Raw genomic sequence first — 24613 nt, forward strand, 5'->3', positions numbered from 1 at the left:
CCCTCGAGGTGACGGCCGGCCCGTCATCGGTCGGTCGCGTCGAGATCGGATCAGGCGACCAGCATGCCGCCGTCTACGACGATGATCTCGCCGGTTACCCAGGAGCTGGCGGGTTCGGCCAGGCGGGTTATCCAGGGGATTACGTCGGAGACCTGACCGATGCGACCGGCGGGGGCCTTGCCGGCATAGCCGGTGCGCCATTCGTCGATGTCCTCGGGGGAGACCCCGCCGGTGGCGAGAATGGGGGTTTGCACGTTGCCGGGCGCCACGCCGTTCACCCGGATCCCCTTGGGGCCCAGTTCTACCGCGGCACTGCGGACGAAGCTGTCGATGGCGGCCTTGCTGGCGCCGTAGACGGCTTGATGCGGATTGGCCAGACGGGCCGAGATGCTGGAGACCACGACGATGTTGCCGCCGGGGGAACGCAGGTGCGGAAGTAACTTGGCGGTCAACAGGATCGGGCCGAAGACGTTGACTTCGAACTGGTGGCGGACGGCCGCGGGGTCGAGGTCGTCGAGTGGGGTGGTACTGAAGACGCCGGCGTTGTGGACGAGGACGTCGAGTTTGTCACCACGCGCCCGCACGGCCGCGGCGATGGCGTCGGTGCCCGCCTCGGTGGCGACGTCGGCGACCAGCGGAATCACCGCGGGATGCAGCGCGGCGACCGCATCGAGCGGCTCGGGGCGCCGACCGGTGATGATCACGCCGGCCGCGCCCTGCTCGGCGAACGCCAGCGCCGCCGCCCGCCCGATTCCGGTCCCGCCGCCGGTGACGACGATGTGCTGGTCCGCGAACGTTTTGTCCGACACTGGCCTGCCTCTCTGTCGCGGCCGGATCCTGCTCACCGACCCTCGTTGTCGGCAACACGGCATAGCCGCCGCGCATTCCGGCCGGCCGACGCTCCCCGGTCGGAGCCGGGTTCGCGGAAGTGCGCTCGGCGGACGGCCGGGAGTGGGCGGGGGCGACGGACTTGGGCGGCAGGTCGGCTAGGGGAGCGGTGCGGCGCCACGCTGGGTGAGCAGGATGCCCATGAGCCCGGCCTCCTGGCCCTGGGCATGGATCATCGAACGCGCCGTCTCCTTGACCGGGCCCGACGGCAGCAGCCGGTCGGCCTCCTGCGCCATGGCGATCCCACCCTGGTGGTGCCGGAACATGAGCTGGAGGAACCGGATCTCGGCATCGCGACCACGGGCGGCGGCGAGGGCATCGAGTTCCGCCATCGTCGCCATTCCCGGCATCGAGGTCCCCGTCGTCGGCTGACTCGGTTGCGCGACCGAATGGTCGTGTGGCGCAGCGTCTCCGGTGTGCATCCAGGCCATCGGACGGGCGGGCACCGGCGACGCGTCGGCCAGCCGCAACCACCCGAGCATGGTGCCGATCTCTAGCCGCTGCGTGTCGTCGAGTTGCTGGGCCAGCAGCAGCACCCCGGGGTCGACGTTGCGGTCGAGCCGCTGCACCATGATCAACGCCTGCTGGTGGTGCGCGGTCATGTCCTGCACGAAACCGATCTCGACCGGGTTGAGAATCGGTGTGGCCGTGTGCGTTTCCGGCAGGACGAGCGGGCGTAGCGCCGCACCGAGCACCAGCAGGGCGAAGCCGAGGGAGACGAGCGCGCCGCCGCGGAACCAACGAGGCATGGTCAGGACCCGACGATCGATTCTTGGTCCGCCGGCGGCGAATACACGTCGTTGTCCAGCTGCAGCACCATGAATCCGTTGTCCGAGCACGTGACATACAGTTGCGAGCCACGCCACTCCGGCGGCGACAGGCACCAGTCGGTGGAGACGTCACCGAAGGCCAGCCTGCCGGTGCGCGGGGTGAGCGCGTCCAACGGGTTGAACTGTCCCTCCAGCACCGAGCGGATCGCCGGCGGCGCGCTCATCAGCGGCACCCCGATGATCGATGCCAGCGCGTGCGGCGAGTTCCACAGGCTCAGGTTCTGGCCGGTTCGGGCGGGCGGGTTGTAGTAGGCGATCTCGTGGATGGCGAACGGGTCCCGCACGTCGAAAACCCTTATGCCGGAAGAGATCCAGCCGCAGGCGAGCGCCGTCGGGTTGTCCCTGCGGTCGGCGGTGCAGTAGTGCGACTCGTAGGCGAACGCCGAACCGCCCATGGACGAACCGATATTGCTGTCGATGTGCTGCGGCAGATTGATCTCCAGCTTGATCTTCGCCGCCACCTTCGGGTTGGTGTCGTCGGCGATATCGATGAGTTTCACTCCGCCGGATCCGCCTTCGTCGACGGTGTACAGGTAGGGCTTGCCGTCGTAGGTCACCGGGATGCTGTGCTGAGTCGCCCAGCCGTCGGTCCAGAAGACGCGGCCGATGTGCAGCACCTGTGGGTTCGGATCGCGACGCTGCACCGCGCTGATGTCGAGCACGGTGAAACCGCCGAGCGCGGACAGGTACATGCGGTTGCCGTCCGCGCTCACGCCGAACCCGTGTGCCTCGATGCCGGTCAGTCCCTGCCAGATGACGTGCGGATTGGCCGGATCGGTGAGATCGACGGCGCTGACGAAGCCGGGCGCGATGCCCGAGGCCCAATACGTGTTGCCGTCGGGGGAGAAGCCGCCCTCGTGCGTCGTGATCGGCAGCGGCATCAGCATATTCGTGCCCGGACCTGGATTGAGCAGGCGCGGATGCGCGCAGTCGGAGATGTCGTAGACCGACAGGTAGCCGACGCCGGTGCCGACCGGGACGCCGGTGCCGACCAGCAGCTTGCGCGCGGTGTTGACCTTCAGGCTCTCCCAGGTGCCGGCGAGCATCGCGGGTTCGGTGAGCGTGGCGGTCGGGCGCGGGTTCGCCGGGTCCGACACGTCCAGGACCTGGACGCCGCGGCCCTCGCTGATCAGGTCGCCGGGGAAGAAGGAACCCATGTACGAGCAATGCTCGAAGCTGGTCGAGGTGATGCCCGCGCCGCGGCCGGCGAACCCGCCGACGAACGACATGTTGCAGCGGTAACCCTGGGTGCTGCGGCCACTGTCTCGGTCGGCGGCGGTGACGTCGCCCTGCATGCCGTTCTCCGGCATCGAGCCGGGTCCGCAGTCGGCGCGTGGAACCGAGGTGCGGCCGACGTCGAGGAATTCCCGCACGGCGTTCTGGAGGTCGGACTGTAGATCGGCCGATGCGCTGCTCGGCAGCATCAGCACGGCGGCGAGGCCGACCGTGACCAGGGCCAGCGGTTTGAAACGGCGCAAGCTCGTCAATGAGCGCATCGTCGGTTCCCCAACCTTCATCATTAGTTGATCCGTCATCCCTTCGCTGACTGGGACAGCTAAGGGAACTGACTGCATGGTAGTAACAGCCGTTAACTTATGTGAAGGGTTTCGCGGAAATCCGATCAAGTCGGCAGTTCAGTGGCAGTGCACGTGGAAGATCTACGCCTCGCCCGGCGTGGTCAGGCGGGGGATCGCGCCGCGTCGACGGCGAGCAGCCCGGTGCAGGCGTCGAGCAGAATGCGCCGTAACTCCGCCGAACGCTCGGCCAGCGCGGACTGCGCGCGTACGTATTCCGCACGTCCGGAGGGCGTTTCGATCGGCACCGGTGCGTACCCGTACTCGGACAGATCGTAGGGACTGGCCCGCATGTCGAGTTCGCGTGCGGCGCAGGCCAGTTCGAAGCAGTCCAGGATGAGCGCCGAGGGGATCAGCGGAACCAGCTTGAAACTCCACTTGTAGAGGTCCATGTTGGCGTGCAGGCAGCCCGGCTGTTCCCGGGCGACCTGATCGGCGCGGGTCAGCGGCTCGGCGTTGCGGCCGACCGCGTCGGGGGTGAAGAAGCGGAACGCGTCGAAGTGGGTGCAGCGCAGCGACATCGACTCGACCACCGCGTCGGTGCCGGTCCGGCCCAGGCGCAGCGGAACCTGCTGGTGCCGGACATCGTCGGTGCGATACACCATCGCCCACTCGTGCAACCCGAAGCAGGACAGCTGCGCGGGGCGGGACGCGGTGGCGCGCAACAGTTTCGCCACGAACTCGACGGTGTCGCGCCGGCGAGCGAGGTAGGCCGGGTCCGCGGTGTAACCGGCGACCGAGTCCGCATCGGCCGGGATCCGGTGGTATCCGCGCGCACCGTCGTATTCGCGCGCGCCGGCCATCCCGATCCCGAACCCGGGATGCCAGCGCCGCAACTGAGCGGGCTTGTGCCCGTAATAGGTGAACAGGAAATCGATCACCGGATGCGTCGAACCCGCGGCTCGCCGTTCGACATACGGCCCGACCAGCCGATCGACCCGCGCCAGGTGCTCGGCCGCCGCTGCCCGCCACCGCTGTTCGGGCAGCACGGTGACCGCGGCGCCGTACTCGTTCATTCGATGATCCGGTGCGTCCCGTCGCGGACGGTGCCGACGAACTCTTCCACCAGATCCTCCAACGCCACGATGCCCGTGGTGTTGCCGCGGGTATCCACGACGCGACCAAGATGGCTGTTGGTCCGCCGCAGCCGCGCCAGCGCCTCGTACAGCGGTGTGTGCATGCTGACGGTCGGCAACGGGCGAATATCGGTGCGCGGGATGGGCGTTCCCGGACCGGCGCTGTCGTCGGCGACCTTGTCGAGCACGTCCTTCACATGCAGGTAGCCGACCAGCGACCCGTCGCTCGCCTGCACCGGATAACGCGAGAAACCGGTTTCGGCGACGGCGGTTTCGATGTCGCCGAGGGTGGTTCCGTTGCCGCGCAACGGAACTGTGCGCGTCGTCGCCAACGGCACCATCACGTCGGCCACCACCCGATCGCTGGTGCCCAGCGCCTGGGTGAGCCTGCGGTGCTCCTCCTCGTCGAGTAGGCCCTCCGAGCGCGACTCGCCGATCATCTCCGCGAGTTCCACCGACGAGACGGTCGCCTGCAACTCGTCCTTGGGTTCGATCCGCATCAACCGCAGGGTGAGGTTCGCGGCGAGGTTGTAGACCGCGATGAGCGGGCGGGCCAGGCGCAACCACATGAGGTGCACCGGAACCAGCAGCAGCGCACTGCGTTCCGGACCGGCCAGCGCGATGTTCTTCGGGATCATCTCGCCGAACAGGATGTGCAGGATCACCACGATGGCCAGGGCGATCGCGAAAGCGACCGGATGCAGCAGCTGTTCGGGCATGCCGAGGAATTCGAACGGCCCCTCCAGCAGGTGCGCCACCGCGGGTTCGGCGACCCGGCCGAGCAGGATCGAGCAGATGGTGATGCCGAGCTGCGCGGCGGCCAGCATCATCGACAGGTTCTCGCCCGCGCGAATCACCAGGTCGGCGTTGCGTTTTCCCTGCGCGGCGAGCGCCTCGAGCCGGTCGCGCCGGGCCGAGATCAGCGCGAATTCGGCCGCGACGAAGAAGGCGTTGCCCAGCAGCAGCACCACGGTGAGCAGCACACCGAAGAGGTCACCCATGGCTGTGCTCCTGCTCGGGTTCGGCTTGCAGCTGGCGGAACGCGAGATCGTCCGGGGCGACCGGAAGCAGGCGAACCCGGTCGATCCGGCGACCGTCCATGCGTTCCACCCGCGCGATCCAGCCGCCGGTGGTCGGCTGGTCATTCGAAGACCATTGCTGCGAGCGCGGATTCGGCAGGACGACCTCGTCGCCGGCCACCGGGATGCGGCCGAGCCGGGTGAGCACGAGCCCGCCGAGCGTCTCGTATTCGCCCTCGGGGGCGTCGTAGCCGGTGGCGCGGGAGACCTCGTCGATGCGCAGCAGGCCGGAGCAGTCCCAGCCGTCGGACACCCGGCGCACGTCGAGTTCCTCCTCGTCGTGCTCGTCACGGACGTCGCCGAGGATCTCCTCGATGATGTCCTCCATGGTGACGATGCCCGCGGTGCCGCCGTATTCGTCGACGACCAGCGCGACCTGCATGCCGTCGGCGCGGATCCGTTCCAGCACCGCATCGCCGTCCAGGCTGGCCGGCACGATCGGGACCGGATGGGCCAGCATCTGGAGCGGAATGGTGCGGCGCACGTTCGCGGGGTGGGTGAACGCCTGCTTGATGTGCACGACGCCGAGGGTGTTGTCCAGGTCGCCGTCGATCACCGGAAACCGGGAGTAGCCGGTCCGGCGGGCCGCGTCGATGAGGTCGGCGATGGTGTCGAGCTTGTCCAGCGCCTCGATCTTCACCCGCGGGGTCATCAGTTCCTCGGCGCTGCGCTCACCGAATTGCAGCGAGCGGTCGATCACCAGGGCCGTGCGCTGGTCCAGCGCGCCGCGCAGGGCGGAGGTACGGACCAGCGATCCGAGTTCCTGCGGCGAGCGCGCGGACCGCAGTTCCTCGGCCGGTTCCACCCCGAGCCGGCGAACGACCCAGTTGGCGGTGTTGTTGAGGAAATGGATGAGCCACTTGAAGATGACCGAGAACGCGACCATCGGGGGCGCCGTGGTGCGCGCGGTGGCCAGCGGCTTGGCGATGGCGATGTTCTTCGGCACCAATTCGCCGTAGATCATCGACAGCGAGGTGGCCAGGACCAGGGCGAGCGCGAGCGAGATGCCGTGCGCCGCGCCCTCGCTCAATCCGACGCCGCTGAACAGCGGGTCCAGCAGCCGGGCCAGCACCGGTTCGGCGATGTAACCGGTGATCAGCGTGGTGATGGTGATGCCGAGCTGGGCGCCGGACAGCTGAAACGACAGCGTCCGATGGGCCTGCCGGACCATCCTGGCGCGAACGTCACCGTCGCGCGCGTGCGCCTCGACGGTGCTGCGTTCCAGCGCGGTGAGCGAGAATTCGGCGGCGACGAAGAGGGCTGTGCCTGCCGTGAGAGCGATGAATCCCAGCAGGCTGAGCACCGTGAGCGTGACGGACATCGTCAGCACCCGCCGAACGGTATGCGGAACTGGCCGGTGGGAAGTGGGGCTGGGGGAAGGAGGACGCCGGGTTTGTCACCCGGCTCGGTAGAGGAGCCCTCCTGTGCTGCGCCCTCGGACGCGGGTGACAACTGGATCCTTTCGCAAGCCGAAGATGTTGGGCCGGAAGACCGGCAACCACTATGTTACCGGCCCGAGCGCCGGGTGGCGTCGGCCGGTGGCCGTGCCGTCGCGGGCGTGTCGGAACCGGATCGCGCCGCGTGTCGGCGGTCGAAGAGGCGACGAGCGCAACGGCCGCTCGGTCGACAGACCGAGCGGCCGTGAACTCATCAGTGCGGCAACCGGTTACGGCTCACCAGCCGCTGGGCAGCGGGCGGCCCTCGGCGAAACCGGCCGCCGACTGGACGCCGAGCACGGCCTTGTCGTGTAACTCGGCCAGGCTGCGCGCGCCGGCGTAGGTGCACGCGCTGCGCACGCCGGAGCAGATGTGGTCGATGAGGTCCTCCACGCCGGGCCGCTCGGGGTCCAGGCGCATACGCGAGCTGGAGATGCCCTCCTCGAACAGGGCCTTGCGGGCCCGGTCGAAGGCGCTGTCGGTGGCGGTGCGGGCGGCGACGGCGCGCTTGGACGCCATGCCGAAGCTTTCCTTGTAGGCGTTGCCGTCGCGGTCGGTGCGCAGGTCGCCGGGGGATTCGTAGGTGCCGGCGAACCACGAGCCGATCATCACGTTGGACGCGCCCGCGGCCAGCGCGAGGGCCACGTCGCGCGGATGCCGCACGCCGCCGTCGGCCCAGATGTGCACGCCGAGTTCCTTGGCGGCGGCGGCGCACTCGGCGACCGCGGAGAACTGCGGGCGGCCGACGCCGGTCATCATGCGGGTGGTGCACATAGCGCCGGGGCCGACGCCGACCTTGATGATGTCGGCGCCCGCGGCGGCCAGGTCGCGGGTGCCCTGGGCGGACACCACATTGCCCGCCACCAGCGGCACGCCGAGGCCGAGATCGCGCACGGCGCTGAGCGATTCGAGCATCTTGGCCTGGTGGCCGTGCGCGGTGTCCATGACCAGGACGTCGGCGCCGGCGTCGACGAGCGCCTTCGCCTTGGCCACCACGTCACCGTTGATGCCGACCGCGGCGGCGACCCGCAACTGGTGCTTGGCGTCGACGGCGGGCTGGTAGATCCCGGCGCGGACCGAGCCGGTGCGGGTCATCACGCCGGCCAGGGTGCCGTCCTCGGCGGTGAGCACCGCGAGCTTGGCCCGCCTGGTCTCCAGCAGTTCGAAGATGTCGCGCGGGGAGGTGCTGGCCGGGGCCTGCACGAAATCGGTGATCGCGACGTCGCGCAGCCGGGCGAACCGGTCGACATCGGTGCACGAGGCCTCGGTGACCACGCCGATCGGGCGTCCGGTCTCGTCCACGACGACGACGGCGCCGTGGGCGCGCTTGTGCATCAGGGCGACGGCCTCGGACACCGAATGGTCCGGGCCGAGGATGACCGGGGTGTCGGCGGTGAGCGAGCGGCTCTTGACGAACGCGATGGTGTCGGCGGCCGCGCTGATCGGCAGATCCTGCGGGAGCACCACGATGCCGCCGCGCCGGGCGACCGTCTCGGCCATCCGGCGACCCGCGACCGCGGTCATGTTGGCCACGACGATGGGAATGGTGGTGCCGGACCCGTCGACGGTGGAGAGGTCGACGTCGAACCGCGAGGCGACTTCCGTCCGGTTGGGGACGAGGAAGAGGTCGTCGTAGGTCAGGTCATACGGCGGCTGATGGCCAGGGAGAAACTGCACTTAACCGATGATAACCAAGTCCGGGCGGTAGCGCGCAATTCTCCAGCACTCACCGGAGACGAAGTTCACAGTGGGCGAGGCCGCGGCCGACTGCCCTAACGGGGTAGCGCGCCGGTCGGCCGTACCATTGCCGCCCTCCGCGTCGCCACAGCGAACCAAGGGCGGACCGCGCACGAATCCGCCTACTGCGAGCGAAACGGTCGGATATCGCGCGCGCCACGCGAGACAGTGCGCGGCGGCCAATTGCGCTGTAATACCCGGGCAGGTGGCCACGGTGACGAGCTCGGCAAAGCGAGTCGCTCGCTATTTCGCTTGCCGCGCAGTGATTTGCCCGCAGATTCGTGTGCGGCGGACGAATCGTTGCGCGGGGAGGGTCAGGTGGCGGCTTGGGCGCGGGAGAGGCGGATTGTGGTGGCGCACATGATGATTACGGCGAGAGCGGTGATGGCCAGGCCGAAGGTGTCGGTGCGGAAGCGTTCGTCGAGGACGGTGACGCCGATGAAGGCCGCGGCGAGGGGCTCGGCGATGGTGACGGCCGGCAGGGAAGCCGCGAGCGGGCCTGCTTGGAAGGCGCGTTGTTGCAGGTAGACGCCGGTGATTCCGGCGGCGACGAGCGCCCAGGTCTGCCAGCTGGCGAGTACTTCGCCGAGGCCGTGTTCGAAGAGCGAGGTGACGTAGGAGGTGAGGGCGGCGGCCAGGCCGTAGAGGGAACCGCTTGCGGTGCCGAGGAGCAAGGCGCGTCGGCCGGGGTCGGCGGTGCTGCCGCCGACGATGGTCGCCACGGCGATGAGGGCGACCAGGATGATCAGGGGTAGCAGCCAATCATCCAGTGGCGCATTCGTATTGCCCTCGGAGGGATTGCCGACGACGAGGAAGCAGACGAGTGCGCCGACGAGTGCCAGCGCGGTGGCCCAGGTGCGGGCGCTGATCCGGCGGCCGTTGAGCCGGGCCGCCAGCGGCAGCGCGAACACCAACGCGCTCACCAGGATCGGCTGGACCAGCAGCACCGCGCCCAGCGCGAGCGCGGCGACCTGCATCGCGTAACCGCCGACATCGCCGACGATTCCGGCCCACCAGCGCGGGTTGCGCAGTAGGGCCCGAACGAGCGAATCATCCTCGGGGACGGCCGCCGCGGCGCGCTGCTGCGCGACCGCCGCGACCGCGAAGAACAGCGCCGCCAGCAGTGCGCAGGCGATCGCGCCCACGGGATGGTTGGACACGTCCGTCAGTTTGCCCCACGATTGCGGGTCCCCGGCGTGTGCTCCGGGCGCACGGCGCGTCGCCGTGCATTCCCGGGCGTGTCGCCGCTGGTCGCGCCACCGGCGCGGCCGCCGGAACCGGTTGAGCGACCGGTGAATCCCGCCACACCCGCACCACGCCCCGAACTGTTCGCGCCGCCGGAACCCGAACGCCCTGATCCGCGTGCGGCACCCGATGGACCGACCTTCGCGGCGCCCGCTCCCCGTGCTCCGGTGCCGCCGCTTGCCGCACCCGCCCCGCGCGCATCGCCGGCTCCCGAATTACCCTTCGCGGCACCGCGCCCGCCCGCGGCGGACTTCGATGAACCCGTATCCCGTGACGACCCCTTGATCGACCCGTCCTTGCGTCGCTCACTCGCCGAAGCCTCGGCCCGCACCGGCGCACCGCCACCGCGAGTGTCCGCCGACCGCCGCCCCGATCCGCCACGTCGCCGTCCGGTCCCTGCCTTCGAAGTCCCCTCCGCCACCTGCTGTTTCGGCGGCGCGGGCGCGGCCACCGGCACCCCGGACGGCCTTCGCGCACCGGTGATCTCGATCAACCGGCGATCCCCTGGCCGCACCTCGACGCCCACGATCTCGACGCCCGCCTTGCGGGTCATCGCCTCGACCTCGCGCCGCTCCTCGTCCATCACCAGCGTGACGACCACACCGTCCTCACCGGCCCGCGCGGTCCGCCCGGCCCGATGCAGATACGCCTTGGGTTCCGCGGGCGGATCGACGTGCACCACAAGGGAAATGTTGTCCACGTGGATGCCGCGCGCCGCGACGTCGGTGGTCACCAGCACCGGGACCGAGCCGTCCGCGAACGCCGCCAGCGTGCGGGTCCGATTGTTCTGCGCCTTGCCGCCGTGCAGCGCGCCGGTCGCGATTCCGGCCGTGCGCAGTTGCTTCGCCAACCGGTCGGCCCCGTGCTTGGTGCGCACGAACATGATGGTCAGGCCGTCTCGCGCGGCGATCTCGGCCGCCACGGCCCGCTTGGCCAGTTTGTCGCGGACGAAGAGCAGGTGGTGGGTCATCGTGGTGACCGACGCGGACGCGGGCGCGGTGGAATGGGTGACCGGGTCGCGCAGGTAGCGCTTGACCAGCTTGTCCACCTCGCCGTCGAGCGTGGCCGAGAACAGCAGGCGCTGACCGTCTTTCGGCGTCTGGTCGAGCAGCTTGGTGACCTGCGGCAGGAACCCCATGTCGGCCATGTGGTCGGCCTCGTCCAGCGCGGTGATCCGCACGTCGCCGAGCGCCGCCGAGCCCTGTGCGATCAGGTCGGCGAGTCGTCCCGGCGTGGCGATCAGCAGGTCCACGCCGCGGGCGAGCCGTTCGGCCTGTCGCCGGATCGGCGCGCCGCCGACCACGGAGGCGACCCGGAGTCCGAGGGCGAGCGCGGGTGCGTCCAGTGCACGTTCGATCTGCGCGGCCAATTCACGGGTCGGCACCAGCACCAGGCCGCGCGGCCGGCCCGGCTTGGTCGAGCCGCTGGCCAGGCGGGTCAGCATGGGCAGGCCGAAGGCCAGCGTCTTGCCGGAACCCGTCGGCCCGCGGCCGAGCACGTCCTTGCCCGCCAGCACATCCGGAATGGTCGCGGCCTGGATCGGGAACGGTGCCTCGATGCCGTCGTTGCGCAGTGCCTGCACGAGCACGGCGGGCAGGCCCAGGTCCATGAAGGTCACGGGCGCAGCGGCGACAGGCGTCGAGGGGGTCACGGGTGGTGTGTGCCTTTCGTAAGACGACACGCTCGGGCTGGTGAGCGCGTGGTTCGGTGGTTCGGCGACCGGCTCGGTGCGCCGCGCGCCGCGACGAGATCAGGGTGCGGCGCGACAAGGCGAGGAGGCCCGCCGGGTAGCAGGCCAAGTGTTCAGGATACGTCCTACGACTGTCTAGCCGCGGAAGAGTCGGCCCAGCTCGACCAGCCAGGGCACCGCGACGGCCATGGTCGGCACGACGAGAATGGCGGCCGAGCCGAGGTAGGCGGCGCTGGCGACGCGGACGTCACCGATCCGCCCGGTCAGCCGCTGGATGCGGATCAGGGTGGTCGGCCCGCCCGCGGCGAGCGCACCCTGCGGCGCGGTAGATTTCGAGCAGGCGACCAAGGCGCGTGCCAGCGGCTTCGGCCCGGTCACCTTCACCGCGGAGTCGTCGGCGAGCAATTCGATGAGCAGCTTGACCGAACCGAGCGCGGCCTTGCTGCGGACGAACCGCGGAAACGCTTCGTGCACCGCGGTGAACGCCTCGAGCACCAGGTCGTGCCTGGCGCGCAGGTGCGAGCGCTCATGGCTGACGATCGCGGTGATCTCGGCGTCGTCGAGGTTGGTCAACGTGCCCTCGCTGATCACCACGCGCTGGCGCAGGCCGGGCAGGCAGTAGGCGATCGGCTCGGTCGCGGCGAGCACCCGGATGTCGGAGGCGCGCCGGCGCGGCCCGCCCTGATCCAGCAGATCGACCAGCATCCGATGCCGCGCCCGGCGCCGCCGCGTGTGCACGCCGACCCGGACGATGGCATAGCAGAGCCGCGCGCCGACCAGCAGCGTCAACGCGAACACGAAGACATAGGCCAACCACAGCGGCAACCCGAGCGCGTCGATCTCGCGGGTGGGCTGGGTGGTCGGCCGTCCGTCGGGACCGGGCACCAGCAGTTCCGCGGCGATGGCCAATCCGGACCCGAACGCGCTGAGCACGGCGGCCAGCGCGATGGCCTGCCAGAGCACGAGCGCGGCGCGGGGCGTCCGGTAGGTCCAGGTCGCCCGGCTGAGCAGGGCCGGGGCAGGCCCCGCGAGAAGCAATGCGAGTCCGGCGAATACCGGCGCGGTTGCGTTCATCGACTCAGCTCACTGCGTTGGGGGCAAGGTCGCGAGGAGTCTACTGCGGGGGCGGTGTGTCCTCGGTAGCTTCGAGCTTAGCGAGTGCCTCCCGCAATGCGTCAGCCTCATCCTTGCCGACCTGTTCCACGAAGTGCACCAGCGCGGCGGCGCGACTGCCCGCGGCGTCGGCCTGTTGCAGTGCGTCCACCATGAGGCTGGCGACCAATTCGTCCCGCGTGTGTACCGGCGCGTAGCGATGAGCCCGGTCGTCGCGCTGCTGGACCACGAGGTTCTTCTTCGCGAGTCGTTGCAGCACCGTCATCACCGTGGTGTACGCGAGCTCGCGGCGTGCGGCCAATGCCTCGTGCACCTGCCGGACTGTCTGCGGTTCTTCGGTCGACCACAACTGGTCCATGACCGCTTTCTCGAGTTCACCAAGTCCTGCCATCCCACAATTTTACGGACTCAACGACGCGCATGCGTACTACAGGGTGTCGTAACTATGGAATAGCTGGTGTGTCATTTGTCATAGCGGCCCGGATTCGGGCATGACGGGCCCTCCTGCCTTACCCAGAACATGGCGGGTGCCGATCGGTACCACCAGCGGGCGGCCGGACACCGGATCCTCCAGCACCGCGGCGTCGAGGTCGAAGACCTCGCGCAGCAACCCGACGTCGATGATGTCGGCGGGCCTGCCCTGCGCGATGATCCGGCCGTCCCGCATGACGATCAGTTCGTCGCTGTAGCGGATGGCCAGATTCAGGTCGTGCAGCACCATCACCACGGTGCGGCCGAGCTCGGCGTGCAGCCGATCGACCAGGTCGAGCACGTCGACGGCGTGTGCGAGGTCGAGGTAGGTGGTCGGCTCGTCGAGCAGCAGGATGTCGGTGCCCTGGGCCAGCGCCATGGAGATCCAGGCGCGCTGGCGTTGTCCGCCGGACAGTTCGTCGAGCGCGCGGTCGGCCAGGTCGGCGATGCCGGTCTGGGCGAGCGCGGACATCACCTCGTCCTCGTCGGTGGCCGACCACTGGCGGAACCACGACTGATGCGGGTGCCGCCCGCGCGCGACGAGATCGGCGACGGTGAGCCCCTCCGGCGCGACCGGGGACTGCGGCAGGATGCCGATCACCCGGGCCACGTCCTTGGTCTTCATCGTCGAAATGGCCTTGCCGTCCAACAACACTCGGCCCTGCTGCGGGCGCAGCAGCCGGCCGAGCGAGCGCAGCAGCGTGGACTTGCCGCAGCCGTTCGGGCCGATCACCGTGGTGATCACGCCGGGCGCGATGTCGAGCGTGAGTCCGTCGATGATCACCCGGTCGCCGTAGGCGAGCCGGACGCCGTCGGCGGCGAGCCGGCTGGGCGCCGGCGTCGCGGTGGTCGCGGTGTCCGTGGTCGTCACAGCGTCGCCTTCCGATTCATTCGCACGAGCAGATAGAGCAGGAACGGCCCGCCGAACGCCGCGGTCACGATGCCCACCGGCAGGTCGGCCGGGAAGATCGTGCGCGACGCGACGTCGGCGCCGACCACCAGGATCGCGCCGGCGAGGGCCGAACCGACGAGCGGTTCGCCGGGGGTGCGCAGCAGTCGCCGGGCGATCTGCGGCGCGGCCAGCGCGACGAAACTCACCGGGCCGACCGCCGCGGTCGCCACCGACGCGCCGACTACGGCCGCGCTGATCAGGATCGCCTGTTGGGTCTGGATCTTCACGCCCAGCGAGCGCGTGGTATCGGCGCCGAGCCGCAGCGCGGCCAAGGTGCGCGCCGAACCCAGTGCGACGACCACGACCACGACGAGCGCGAATGTCGCTGGGAGCAGACCGGATCGATCGGCGTTGTCGAGTGATCCGTTGAGCCACAACTGCGCTCGTTGCGCGTCCGGCAATGTCGCACGGGTGAGCAGCCAGCTGATGGCGGCGATCAGCACCGCGTTCAGGCCCACTCCGATCAGCACCAGCCGCAGACCGGTGACGCCGCGATCGCCGGTCGGACTGCGCCCCCAGGCGAGCAGATAGATCGCCGCCGCGGTGAGCAGCCCGCCCGCCAGCGCCGCCAGCGGGGCGCCGAGGGTCGCGAGCAACCCGGTTCCGCCGCCGCCGACGACCACCGCGACCGCGCCGAGGCTCGCGCCGGAGGTGATGCCGAGCATGTCCGGCGCGGCCAGCGGGTTGTGCAGGATGGACTGGGTGATCGCGCCCGCGAGTCCGAGCGCCGCGCCGACCACCACCGCGGTGAGCGCGCGCGGCAGCCGCGAGTCGAGCACGATGAACCGCTGGGATCTGGTTCCGCCGCCGGTCAATACGTCGATCACCCGGCCGAGCGGGATGTGCGATTCGCCGGTGGCGATGTCCAGGCAGAACAGCAGCAGCAACAGTGCGGCGAGTGCAATAACGATGACCACCATCGCCGGACGCAACACCACCGACACCGGCCCCACCCGCAGCGCGGGCCGCACACCCTCGGTCTTCAGCAACGCGGTCACAGGCTCACCAGCTTCCGCCGTCGCACGAACGCGATGAAGAACGGCGCGCCGATCACCGCCAGCATCACCCCGACCTGCAATTCGCCGGGCTTGGCCACCACCCGTCCGGCGATGTCGGCGAGCATCAGCAGAATCGCGCCGATCAGGCCGGAATAGGGGACCAGCCAGCGAAAGTCCGGTCCGGTGACGAACCGCGCGACGTGCGGCACCACCAGGCCGAGGAACGCGATCGGCCCGACCGCCGCGGTCGCCGCGCCGGACAGCAGCACGATCGAGGCCAGCCCGAGCGCGCGGCTGCGGCCGATGTCGACGCCGAGCCCGCGCGCCACGTCGTCGCCGAGACTGAGCAGATTCAACCCGGGCGAGGCGATCGCCGCGAGCAGCACGCCGAGCGCCAGGAATGGCAGTACCTGCCAGAAAACCGTGACATCGCGCCCGGCGACGGTGCCGACCACCCAGAACCGATAGGTGTCCAGCGCCGCCGGATCCAGCAGCACAATGGCATTCGTCATCGCCTGCAAAAATGCGGTGACTGCCGCGCCGGCCAGCACCAGGCTCAGCGGACTCGCCTTCCCGCCGCCGACGGCCGACGCGCTGAACACCACGATGCCCGCGATCAGCGCCCCGGCGAAGGCGAACCAGATGTACTGCTCGGGTGTGGTGAACGCGAACAGGTACATGCTCAGCGCCGCGAGAAAGGCCGCGCCCGCGTTCAATCCGAGCAGTCCGGCGTCGGCGAGCGGGTTGCGCGTGTAGCCCTGGATCAGCGCGCCGGCGATGCCCAGCGCGAGCCCGGTGACCAGCGCGAGTGCCGTGCGGGGCAGCCGAAGGCCACGTACGATCTCCTCGGCGGTGGATCCGGCCGGGCAGCTGAACGGTCCGCCTCGGCAGGCGAGCGCGTGGTGCACGGCGTCGTAGACGGTGCCCGGCGCGAGCGACCTGGTCCCGATCGCGACGCTCGCGACCACGGTGAACAGCAGCAGGACGGTCAACGCGAGTAGGCCGGACAGGCGTCGCCGCCGCAGGTTGCCGAGCATGGTCACGGTGGCGAACTACTCCTGAGATTCGTTGTAGCAGAGAACCGGTTGGTCTGGTAAGCCTAACCTATCTTGCGGTACGCACCGCTACGGCCAATCCTCGAGGAGGTTCAATGCCCGAGCTCGTGACCACCCGCCCGCCGCGCCATACCCAGCTGGCGTTCGACCGCACATGTGCCAGGTTGCGCGCGCTGCAACCCGAGCATCCGCGGGTGTATGCGGTGGCGGCGATGGTCGAGCAGGGCAAGCGCCGATGGTGGCGACTGGCCGACGGGGTGCGGGAGGGCCGCATCGAACGGATGTACCGCAGGCACGCCGCGGAGATGATCCGCGCCGATGTCGCCGCGGAGGTGGTGGCCACCGCGCTGATCCACGCCGTCGTCGGGCGCGTGATCGCCCTGCTGGTGGCCGAGGGGCGGGCCTGGGATCCGGGCCTGGAGAACCTCTGGATCCACACCGACAACGACGGCGGCATCGACTGGGCGGGCTTGGGCGACACCACGATTCGCGTGCTCGACGGCGATCCGCTGGCGGCGGAGCCCGGCGCGGTGAGCCTGCCGTGCGAGGGCGCGATGTACGTCTGGCTCGCGCACCGCTGCGAGCCGTCACTGACGCTGATCCAGTCGAGTATGGCTCGCTACTCAGGCCTGAGCGCGCGCCGGTTCTGGTTGTTCGTCGGCGAATCCATCGCGGGCGCTTCGACTTACGTGCCGGACCTGGCCGGCACCGACGCGGTGGTCGGCACTCGCCGTGGTCAAGGGCTGTTGGCGGCGCTGGAACAGCGCGGGTTGCCGGTTCGGCGCGCGACGGTCTTGCTTAGTTAGGTAAGCCTGACCTATACTCATAACCGGCGTACGGATTGGTCGAGAGTCCCGAGGGCTGCGGTGACCCCCGATCCATGCCGCGGTGGGCCCCACTTCTAGCAGTGGGGCCCACCGCTTTGTCTGCCGGGCCGGATCAACCGAACCAGCGGTAATCGGCCGCGGGGCGCTGTGCAAAAGTGGACCACATGACAGATCAGCAGACCCCGCCCGCCGACTGGCTGGCGACGATCACGCCCGAGCAGATGACCAAGGTCAGCGAGGGCACGTTCAGCGACCTGATCGGCCTGCGCTACACCGAGATCGGTCCGGACCGGGTGCGCGGCGAGTGGACCGTCAAGCCGCATCTGTACCAGCCCGCGGGTCTGCAGAACGGCGGCGTCTGCTGCACCGTCGTCGAAACGCTCGCCAGCGTCGGCGGCGGGGTCTGGTACGGCGAGCGCGGTTCGGTCGTCGGGGTGAACAACAACACCGACTTCCTGCGCGCGGTCCGCGACGGCAACCTCTACGGCGAGGCGACCCCGATCCATCGCGGCGGCATGCAACAGCTGTGGCAGGTGGTGATCACCGACGAGCAGGAACGGGTGATCGCGCGCGGCCAGGTTCGGTTGCAGAACCTGCCCGTCCGGCGCTGACCAGCCGCTCGTCCCGCGTTCCAGGAACGGTCGTGCCAGAATGACCGTCACCCGTTCACCCCGACCCGGCGAGGAGCCCGGATGCGATTGTCGCCGCATGAGCAGGAACGCCTGCTGCTGAGCTACGCGGCCGAGCTGGCCAGGCGCAGGCAGGCGCGCGGACTCAAGCTCAACCATCCGGAAGCCGTGGCGCTGATCAGCGATCACGTGCTCGAGGGCGCGCGCGACGGCCGTTCGGTCGCCGAGCTGATGTCCTCGGGGCGAACGGTTCTCACCCGGGCCGACGTGATGGAGGGGGTGCCGGAGATGATCCACGACGTTCAGGTCGAGGCGACGTTTCCGGACGGCACCAAGCTGGTCACCGTCCATCATCCGATCGGCTAGGGGAACCGGATGAGCGAGCAGCACGCAGCGGCCGAGGTGGCGCGCGAGGCGCAGGTGCGCGACGACCGCGGACCGCGCCTGATTCCCGGTGAATACCTTTGTGCCGAGGGCACTATCGAGCTGAACGCCGGCGCCGAGCGGATCGAACTCGACGTGGTCAACACCGGCGACCGCCCCGTGCAGGTCGGCAGCCACGTGCACTTCCCGCAGTCCAACGCCGCGCTGCGCTTCGACCGCGCCGCCGCGCACGGTCACCGGCTCGACATCCCCGCCGGCACCGCCGTGCGTTTCGAACCCGGCCTGGGCCAACGTGTTTCACTCGTCCCCCTCGGCGGCACCCGCGAGGTCCACGGCATCAGCCTGACCCCGCCCGGCCGTCTGGACGAGCCGCAGTGACCGAGCACACCCGCACCACTCCTGATTTCCCGCACCTGGAATCGCATGCGAATTTCGGTGCGGGAAATCAGAAGTGGTGCGGCGCAAACCAGGAGGCCCCCAGTGAGTGAGTTGAGCCGGGCGCGGTACGCGGAGCTGTTCGGGCCGACCACGGGTGACCGAATTCGGTTGGCGGACACCGATCTGTTGGTCGAGATCACCGAGGATCGCAGCGGCGGACCGGGACTCGCGGGCGAGGAGGCCGTGTTCGGCGGCGGTAAGGTGCTGCGCGAGTCCATGGGGCAGGCCCGCGCGACCCGTGCCGACGGCGCCCCGGACACGGTGATCACCGGTGCGGTCATCATCGACCACTGGGGAATCATCAAGGCCGACATCGGCATTCGGGACGGACGCATCTGCGCCATCGGCAAGGCGGGCAACCCGGACACGATGAACGGGGTGCACCCGGACCTGGTGGTCGGCCCGTCCACCGAGATCATCTCGGGCAACGGACGCATCCTCACCGCCGGCGCCATCGACTGCCACGTGCACTTCATCTGCCCGCAGCTGATGGACGAGGCGCTCGGCGGCGGCATCACCACCCTGATCGGCGGCGGCACCGGCCCGGCCGAGGGCAGCAAGGCGACCACCGTCACCCCTGGCGCCTGGCATCTGGCCAGGATGCTGGAGGCGACCGACGGCTGGCCGCTGAACATCGTCCTGCTGGGCAAGGGCAACACGGTCAGTGCCGAGGCGATGTGGGAGCAATTGCGCGGCGGCGCAGCGGGATTCAAGCTGCACGAGGATTGGGGCTCCACCCCGGCGGCGATCGACGCGTGCCTCACCGTCGCCGACGCGGCCGGCGTTCAGGTGGCGCTGCACTCGGATACGTTGAACGAGGCCGGTTTCGTCGAGGACACCCTCGGCGCCATTGCCGGTCGCGGCATCCACGCCTATCACACCGAGGGCGCGGGTGGCGGGCACGCGCCCGACATCATCACCGTCGCAGCACATCTCAACGTGCTGCCCAGCTCGACCAACCCGACCCGCCCGCACACCGTCAACACCCTCGACGAGCACCTCGACATGCTCATGGTGTGTCATCACCTCAGCGCGTCCATTCCGGAGGATCTCGCGTTCGCGGAGAGCCGGATCCGCCCGTCCACCATCGCGGCCGAGGACCTGCTGCACGACCTCGGCGCGATCTCCATGATCGGCAGCGACTCGCAGGCCATGGGCCGCATCGGCGAGGTGGTCATGCGCACCTGGCAGACCGCGCACGTGATGAAGCGCCGCCGCGGCGCGCTACCCGGCGACGGCGCCGCCGACAACGCCAGGGTCCAGCGCTACATCGCGAAGTACACCATCTGCCCGGCCGTCGCGCACGGCCTGGACCACGAGATCGGTTCGGTCGAGGTCGGCAAGCTGGCCGACCTCGTGCTGTGGGAGCCCGCGTTCTTCGGCGTCCGCCCGCACGCGGTGCTCAAGGGCGGCGCCATCGCCTGGGCCGCGATGGGCGACGCCAACGCGTCCATCCCCACTCCGCAGCCGGTCCTGCCCCGTCCGATGTTCGGCGCCGCCCCCCTCGCCGCGGCCGCCACCTCCCTGCACTTCGTCTCCGAACAAGCCATCGACGACGGCCTCGCCGACCGCCTCCGAATCAACCGAAAACTGGCCCCCGTCAGGAACGTTCGCGACCGCAACAAAACCGACATGCCCCACAACGACGCCATGCCCCACATCGAAGTAGACCCCGACACCTTCACCGTCCGCATCGACGGCGAAGTCTGGACCGAACAACCCGCCACCGAACTCCCCATGGCCCAACGCTATTTCCTGTTCTGAGGATTAGGGCGAGAGGTCGACCATCATGGTGGCCAGGGTTAGGGAGGCGGCGCAGGGGTCGAAGGGTGGTGTGGGGGAACGGGTTTGGACGCGCCAGGTGATGGCGCCGTTGGCGGCGGCGGTGACGGCGCAGTCGGCGGGGTCGTGGGGGTTGCGGATGTAGAAGGCGGTCGCGGTGACGGTGCCGAGGACGTGCTTGGTGATCACCATGTGCTCGGTCTGGAAGCCGTCGGCGCGGGCGCGGTCCCACAGCTGTTGCAGCGAGTCCTGTGCCGAGTAGGTGAAGCTGACGGTGGCGTCGCCGTCGCCGACCTGCGCCTCCCAGTAGCAGACCTGTGGCGTGTGGTGCGTGGTGAGGCTGCCGGCCATGACCGCGTCGCCGATCTGCTGGCTGGTCAGCGGCGCACAGTCGGCATACGGGTTCGCGGGCGCCCCGGGGGCGGCGTCCGGCGTGCTCGCGCTGCTACATCCCGTCACCAATCCGGCCAGGGCAATAACGGCAAGTCCGGCATTACGGACAGAGAACGGGTGCATCACCGCTCCCTTTCTGGATCATTAACGGGTCAGACCAGGTCACGCTACCCAGTGACCTGCTGAAATGCGACCTGAGCAGGGGCGATCTTGCTCTCAGTCGAGCCCATCGGGCAGTCGGCCGCCGTGCAGCCGGTGATGCCGGAACGCCAGGCGCACGATGTCGGCGATGCCGGGATCGGCGATCCGGTAGACATTGCGCCGGCCGGCTTTGCGCACATGGACCAGGCCGGCCAGCTTGAGCTTGGCCAGATGCTGACTGACCGCGGGCACCGTTTGGCCGATCTCCGTCGCCAGCGTGCCGACGTCGCGCTCGCCCTGGCTGAGCAGCCAGAGGATCTGTAGCCGGGCGGTAGCCGCGAGCATGCCGAAAACCGTTGCCGCGTTCTGTAGTTGAGCCGCCGGGATGGGACCCGGCCCGCCGTCGTCGGTCACGCCCGCCTCCTCCACAAGCAGCGCTTGCGAGCCGCGAACGCGCGAGGCCGCCCTGACCGTAGCGTGGCACGCAGTCGAATACTTGCGCAACTGATTGACGAACGCCGGGCGGCGGGTTTCTAATTATGGGTGCGCAATTCTGCGCGGATGAGCAACCAACGAAGCGGGGTGAGCGGCTGATGCCGGTTGACAGTATCGACGTCTCTAGCCGGACCGCCAAAGCGAAACGGGTTGTGCCGGTTCGTCGTTGATCTGCCGGCGCGATCCGCGGCCGCGCTGAGCGGCCGACCGATCGCCTGACGCGGCACCATTTGTCGACATTCTCCGACCCGAGGGACCGGCGCACGTCGCGTCGGTCCGGGTAAGTCGGTGCGATCGTTCCGGACGGCCGCGCCGGCGTCCGGGCGCGGCTGCCTGCTGTGCGTGTCCGGACCCCTGCCCCGCGGTAGCGGGCGCTGTCACCACCAGACGCTACGAAGCATTGGAGTTCCGCCATGGCGATCATGTTCAAGAGGGCCGAAACACCGCACCGCGCACCGAATCTGGAGCGGCAGGCGATCTGGTTCACGGTCGGGCTCTATCTGCTGATCAGCGCGGGACTGCTGACCATGCACTACGCCCACCCGCAGGCGCCCGTCGGCTCCTCGTCGGTCTCGCCCGCCCACGCCTCCTACGGCCGGTAGCGATGCGTGCCACCGCCGTGCCCGCCGACCGGTTCGATACCGAAGTCCTGCAACAACATTGGATTCCCCTGGCGGCCGAGGACGCGGACACCGCCGCGGTGCTGCGCGAGCGGCTCGGCGTCGACTTCGCCGCCGCCCGCAACCGAGTCTGGGAGACCGACAACTTCCTCTACCTCCCGGTGGTCGCCAACTACAAGCGCGGGGACGCCATCGAGCGCGAAACCATCGTGTTCGCACTGGGTTCGGAGTTCCTGGTGACCCTGCAACCGGACGAGCACTTCGTCCCGTTCGACAAGGCGATCGCGAAGATGCGCCGCAACCCGACCCTCACCGGTTCCGCGCACGGGGTGATGTACGCGCTGCTGTGGGCGCTGAACGAGGCGTCCGAGCGGGTCATCTACTACGCCAGCGACGCGCTGGAGGCGATGAACGACGAAATCGAGATGGCCACCAACGGTTACGACGCTCGCGGCCGCGAGATCGGCGTCGCCGACATGCGCGGCACCATGTCCCGGATGAACGCGGCCGAGGAGATCGTCTCCCGCACCCAGGAGACGCAACTCCAATTGGCTCGTGCCGCAAGACATCTGATGGCCGACCTGACCGTGCACAGCGCCGATCTGGAGAGCCTGCTGGCCATCCTCGTCGCCGACATCGACGGCGTGAAACAGCACGCGGGCTTCGAACACGACAAGGTCCGCTACCTTCAGCAATCGGTGATGACCTGGCTCGACGTCAAACAGAACCAGATCGTCAAGGTGTTCACCATCATCACCGCGGTGTTCCTGCCGCCCACCCTGATCGCCACCTTCTACGGCATGAACTTCACCTGGATGCCGGAACTGGAATGGCAGCACGGTTTCCTGGCCACCACCCTCATGACCCTGGTCGCCGCCGTCATCCCGCTGGCCTACATCAAACGAAAGGGCTGGCTGCGCTGACCGCGGGGGTGGGCCCGAACCGCGTGGCCGGGGTCGGGATTCAATATCATGACTGGCATGACGGCCGCCGGTAGCAGCTCGCCCGCTCCTGCCGCGCAGCCGCGTCCGGACGCCAGGACCGAGCGGTGGCGCGCGCACCGGGAGCAGGTGCGTGCGGAATTCGTGGACGCGGCGTTCCGCGCGCTGGCCGAGCACGGACCCGACGTGAGCATGGACGACATCGCGCGGGCCGCGGGCTGCGCCAAGCCCAAGCTGTATCGGCACTTCGCGGACAAGACCGACCTGTACCTGGCGATCCTGGAGCGGGTGCAGAGCATGCTGTGGGAGCGGGTGCTGGCGAAGATCAGCCTGACCACCGATCCGGTGGCCGAGCTGATCCGCACCGCCATCGCGGAGTACGTCGCCGTGGTGGAGGAACAGCCCGACGTGTTCCGCTTCCTGGTGCACAGCAGGCTGGCCCAGCAGGCCGAGCAGCCGGAACGGGCGATCGAGGTGGCGCAGCGGTCGGCGCTGCTGGCCGCGCAGCTGATCGAGGAGCGGCTCGAAGGGCAGAACGTCGACACCGGCAGCCTGGAGCTGACCGCCTACGCGATCTTCGGCGCGGTCGGCTCGGCCACCGACTGGTGGCTCGGCGCGAACCGGACCAAGGCCGAGCCGATGTCGACCGAGCGATTCGCCCAGCACGTGAGCATCATCGCCAGGAACATGCTCGACGGGGTCGCCGAGCTCAACGATCTGCCGCTCGACGTGCAGAAGCCGGCCCACCTCGCGTTCGAGCCGGAGTGATCACTGGTCGAAGGCGATGCGCACCCGGGGCGACTCCGGGAGGGTTTGGCAGGCGAGGGTCAACCCGAGGGCGATCTCGTCGTCGATGAGCGCCTCGTTCTGCCGCATCCGGGTCCGCCCGTCCTGCACCGAGCAGACACAGGTCCCGCAGGCCGATTCGCGGCACACGTAGGGTGCGTCGATTCCGTTGTCCAGCAGCACATCCAGCAGGGGAGTCTGCCTGGGCCAGTTCAGGACGTGGGTCTCGCCGTCGATATCCACCTCGACGACCGCGGTATCGCCCAATGGTGTTGCGGGCGTGGCGCGGACGGGTTCGTCGAACGGATTGTGCTGTAGCGAGCGGTATTCCTCGGTGTGGACGCGGGGGACCCGCAACCTGGTCGCCGCGGCTTCGGCGACCGCCATGAATCCGGCGGGCCCGCAGAGGAACCACTCCCGGTCGCGATACCGGCGCACCAGGTCGGTGAGCGAATCCGCGGTCGGCAGCCCGCGTTCCGATTCGAGCCAATGCAGCACCTGTAACCGATAGGGGAAGCGGCGCGCCAAGTCGTCCAGCGTCTCCGCGAAGATCACCGACCGGCGATCCCGATTCGCGTACAGCACAACGATATTCCCGGTCCCGCCGACCATCGCGGATTTGACGATCGACAGGATCGGGGTGATGCCGCTGCCCGCCGCGCAGAGCAGGACATCCGCGTCCAGATCCCGCGGACCGAACGCGCCCGAGGGCTCCAGCACCGTGATCAGGTCGCCGACCGCGACGGTATCGCAGATCAGGTTCGAGGCGTACCCGCCCGCGGTCCGCTTGACCGTCACCGCGATTCGGTCATCGCAATGCGGGCTGCTGCACAGCGAATAGCACCGTGCCACCGAACCCGTCCGCGCGCTGGGCACCCGGAGGGTGAGGAACTGACCGGGCCGATACCGGAATCGCTCGGTCAGCTCATCGGGCACCTCGAAGACCAGCGTGCGGGCGTCGGCGGTTTCCTCGATGACCGCACCCACCTTCAGCACATGGACGCGCACCCCGTTGTCCGCGTTCATCGTCCTA

At 69.3% G+C, this 24613-nt stretch carries 24 protein-coding genes and 1 pseudogene; 8 read left to right on the forward strand and 17 right to left on the reverse strand.

Annotation, left to right across the window (positions count from 1 at the left end):
- Positions 1-50: 50 nt before the first annotated feature.
- From ACFQ9K_RS29560 to ACFQ9K_RS29625, 14 genes and pseudogenes are all read right to left on the reverse strand, one after another.
- On the reverse strand, positions 51-809 hold the full coding sequence (locus ACFQ9K_RS29560) for an SDR family NAD(P)-dependent oxidoreductase (RefSeq protein WP_378726512.1): 759 nt from the start codon (positions 807-809) through the stop codon (positions 51-53).
- Between the two features lie 177 nt (positions 810-986).
- Positions 987-1637, reverse strand: coding sequence for a DUF305 domain-containing protein (locus ACFQ9K_RS29565; protein ID WP_378726514.1), 651 nt, complete (start codon positions 1635-1637; stop codon positions 987-989).
- A 2-nt stretch (positions 1638-1639) separates the two neighbouring features.
- Positions 1640-3214 (reverse strand): LVIVD repeat-containing protein, encoded by a 1575-nt coding sequence (locus ACFQ9K_RS29570; RefSeq protein ID WP_378726516.1) that lies wholly within the window; start codon positions 3212-3214, stop codon positions 1640-1642.
- Positions 3215-3396: 182 nt separating this feature from the next.
- The gene (locus ACFQ9K_RS29575) at positions 3397-4308 is read right to left on the reverse strand and encodes a 3-methyladenine DNA glycosylase (RefSeq protein WP_378726518.1); all 912 of its coding nucleotides are present in this window, start codon (positions 4306-4308) and stop codon (positions 3397-3399) included.
- Entirely contained in the window at positions 4305-5369 is a 1065-nt protein-coding gene (locus ACFQ9K_RS29580; RefSeq protein WP_378726520.1) for a hemolysin family protein, read from the reverse strand. The genes ACFQ9K_RS29575 and ACFQ9K_RS29580 overlap by 4 nt, the downstream gene beginning before the upstream one ends.
- A complete protein-coding gene (locus ACFQ9K_RS29585; protein WP_378726522.1) occupies positions 5362-6768 on the reverse strand; it encodes a hemolysin family protein in 1407 nt (468 codons plus the stop codon). Before ACFQ9K_RS29585 ends, ACFQ9K_RS29580 begins: the two co-directional genes overlap by 8 nt.
- 352 nt (positions 6769-7120) lie before the next feature.
- Positions 7121-8560 (reverse strand): GuaB1 family IMP dehydrogenase-related protein, encoded by a 1440-nt coding sequence (locus ACFQ9K_RS29590; RefSeq protein ID WP_378725676.1) that lies wholly within the window; start codon positions 8558-8560, stop codon positions 7121-7123.
- A 374-nt stretch (positions 8561-8934) separates the two neighbouring features.
- Positions 8935-9780 (reverse strand): DMT family transporter, encoded by an 846-nt coding sequence (locus tag ACFQ9K_RS29595; protein WP_378725677.1) that lies wholly within the window; start codon positions 9778-9780, stop codon positions 8935-8937.
- A 374-nt stretch (positions 9781-10154) separates the two neighbouring features.
- A pseudogene (locus ACFQ9K_RS29600) lies at positions 10155-11474 on the reverse strand (DEAD/DEAH box helicase); the annotation flags it as partial.
- 216 nt (positions 11475-11690) lie between these two features.
- The gene (locus ACFQ9K_RS29605; protein WP_378725679.1) at positions 11691-12629 is read right to left on the reverse strand and encodes a M48 family metalloprotease; all 939 of its coding nucleotides are present in this window, start codon (positions 12627-12629) and stop codon (positions 11691-11693) included.
- A 40-nt stretch (positions 12630-12669) separates the two neighbouring features.
- Complete coding sequence (locus ACFQ9K_RS29610) at positions 12670-13059, reverse strand: BlaI/MecI/CopY family transcriptional regulator (RefSeq protein ID WP_378725681.1); 390 nt, start codon at positions 13057-13059, stop codon at positions 12670-12672.
- 78 nt (positions 13060-13137) lie between these two features.
- Positions 13138-14010, reverse strand: a complete 873-nt coding sequence (locus ACFQ9K_RS29615; protein ID WP_378725683.1) for an ABC transporter ATP-binding protein — start codon at positions 14008-14010, stop codon at positions 13138-13140.
- Positions 14007-15089 carry a FecCD family ABC transporter permease gene (locus ACFQ9K_RS29620; RefSeq protein ID WP_378725685.1) on the reverse strand — a complete coding sequence of 361 codons (1083 nt, stop codon included), beginning with the start codon at positions 15087-15089 and terminating at the stop codon, positions 14007-14009. The genes ACFQ9K_RS29615 and ACFQ9K_RS29620 overlap by 4 nt, the downstream gene beginning before the upstream one ends.
- Positions 15086-16126, reverse strand: coding sequence for a FecCD family ABC transporter permease (locus ACFQ9K_RS29625; protein WP_378725689.1), 1041 nt, complete (start codon positions 16124-16126; stop codon positions 15086-15088). The genes ACFQ9K_RS29620 and ACFQ9K_RS29625 overlap by 4 nt, the downstream gene beginning before the upstream one ends.
- A gap of 113 nt (positions 16127-16239) precedes the next feature.
- On the opposite strand from ACFQ9K_RS29625, the gene ACFQ9K_RS29630 reads away from it, so the two are divergent.
- The 5 genes from ACFQ9K_RS29630 (at position 16240) to ACFQ9K_RS29650 (ending at position 20186) form a co-directional block, all read left to right on the forward strand.
- Complete coding sequence (locus ACFQ9K_RS29630) at positions 16240-16950, forward strand: hypothetical protein (protein ID WP_378725687.1); 711 nt, start codon at positions 16240-16242, stop codon at positions 16948-16950.
- A 185-nt stretch (positions 16951-17135) separates the two neighbouring features.
- Positions 17136-17582: a PaaI family thioesterase gene (locus ACFQ9K_RS29635; protein ID WP_378720132.1), complete on the forward strand. Its 447-nt coding sequence runs from the start codon at positions 17136-17138 to the stop codon at positions 17580-17582.
- Between the two features lie 81 nt (positions 17583-17663).
- Positions 17664-17966, forward strand: a complete 303-nt coding sequence (locus ACFQ9K_RS29640) for an urease subunit gamma (RefSeq protein ID WP_107656465.1) — start codon at positions 17664-17666, stop codon at positions 17964-17966.
- Positions 17967-18044: 78 nt separating this feature from the next.
- The gene (locus tag ACFQ9K_RS29645) at positions 18045-18362 is read left to right on the forward strand and encodes an urease subunit beta (RefSeq protein WP_378720141.1); all 318 of its coding nucleotides are present in this window, start codon (positions 18045-18047) and stop codon (positions 18360-18362) included.
- A 102-nt stretch (positions 18363-18464) separates the two neighbouring features.
- Positions 18465-20186: an urease subunit alpha gene (locus tag ACFQ9K_RS29650; protein ID WP_378720129.1), complete on the forward strand. Its 1722-nt coding sequence runs from the start codon at positions 18465-18467 to the stop codon at positions 20184-20186.
- Between the two features lie 3 nt (positions 20187-20189).
- Here the strand turns inward: ACFQ9K_RS29650 and ACFQ9K_RS29655 are convergent, their stop codons facing one another.
- Positions 20190-20720: a DUF3558 family protein gene (locus ACFQ9K_RS29655; RefSeq protein ID WP_378720127.1), complete on the reverse strand. Its 531-nt coding sequence runs from the start codon at positions 20718-20720 to the stop codon at positions 20190-20192.
- Between the two features lie 93 nt (positions 20721-20813).
- Entirely contained in the window at positions 20814-21152 is a 339-nt protein-coding gene (locus ACFQ9K_RS29660; RefSeq protein WP_378720125.1) for an ArsR/SmtB family transcription factor, read from the reverse strand.
- A gap of 494 nt (positions 21153-21646) precedes the next feature.
- Between ACFQ9K_RS29660 and ACFQ9K_RS29665 the strand changes: the two genes are divergently transcribed.
- Genes ACFQ9K_RS29665 through ACFQ9K_RS29675 form a run of 3 tightly spaced genes read left to right on the forward strand, consistent with a single transcriptional unit; the run spans position 21647 to position 23562 of the window.
- Entirely contained in the window at positions 21647-21835 is a 189-nt protein-coding gene (locus tag ACFQ9K_RS29665) for a hypothetical protein (RefSeq protein ID WP_378720123.1), read from the forward strand.
- Between the two features lie 2 nt (positions 21836-21837).
- Entirely contained in the window at positions 21838-22776 is a 939-nt protein-coding gene (locus ACFQ9K_RS29670) for a magnesium transporter CorA family protein (protein WP_378720121.1), read from the forward strand.
- Positions 22777-22833: 57 nt separating this feature from the next.
- Positions 22834-23562, forward strand: a complete 729-nt coding sequence (locus ACFQ9K_RS29675; RefSeq protein WP_378720119.1) for a TetR/AcrR family transcriptional regulator — start codon at positions 22834-22836, stop codon at positions 23560-23562.
- Here the strand turns inward: ACFQ9K_RS29675 and ACFQ9K_RS29680 are convergent, their stop codons facing one another.
- Positions 23563-24606 (reverse strand): 2Fe-2S iron-sulfur cluster-binding protein, encoded by a 1044-nt coding sequence (locus tag ACFQ9K_RS29680; protein ID WP_378720117.1) that lies wholly within the window; start codon positions 24604-24606, stop codon positions 23563-23565. It abuts the gene before it with no gap.
- Between the last annotated feature and the right edge of the window lie 7 nt (positions 24607-24613).

Source organism: Nocardia sp. NPDC056564 (assembly GCF_042793755.1).
In the GTDB taxonomy this organism is placed as follows: Bacteria; Actinomycetota; Actinomycetes; order Mycobacteriales; family Mycobacteriaceae; genus Nocardia.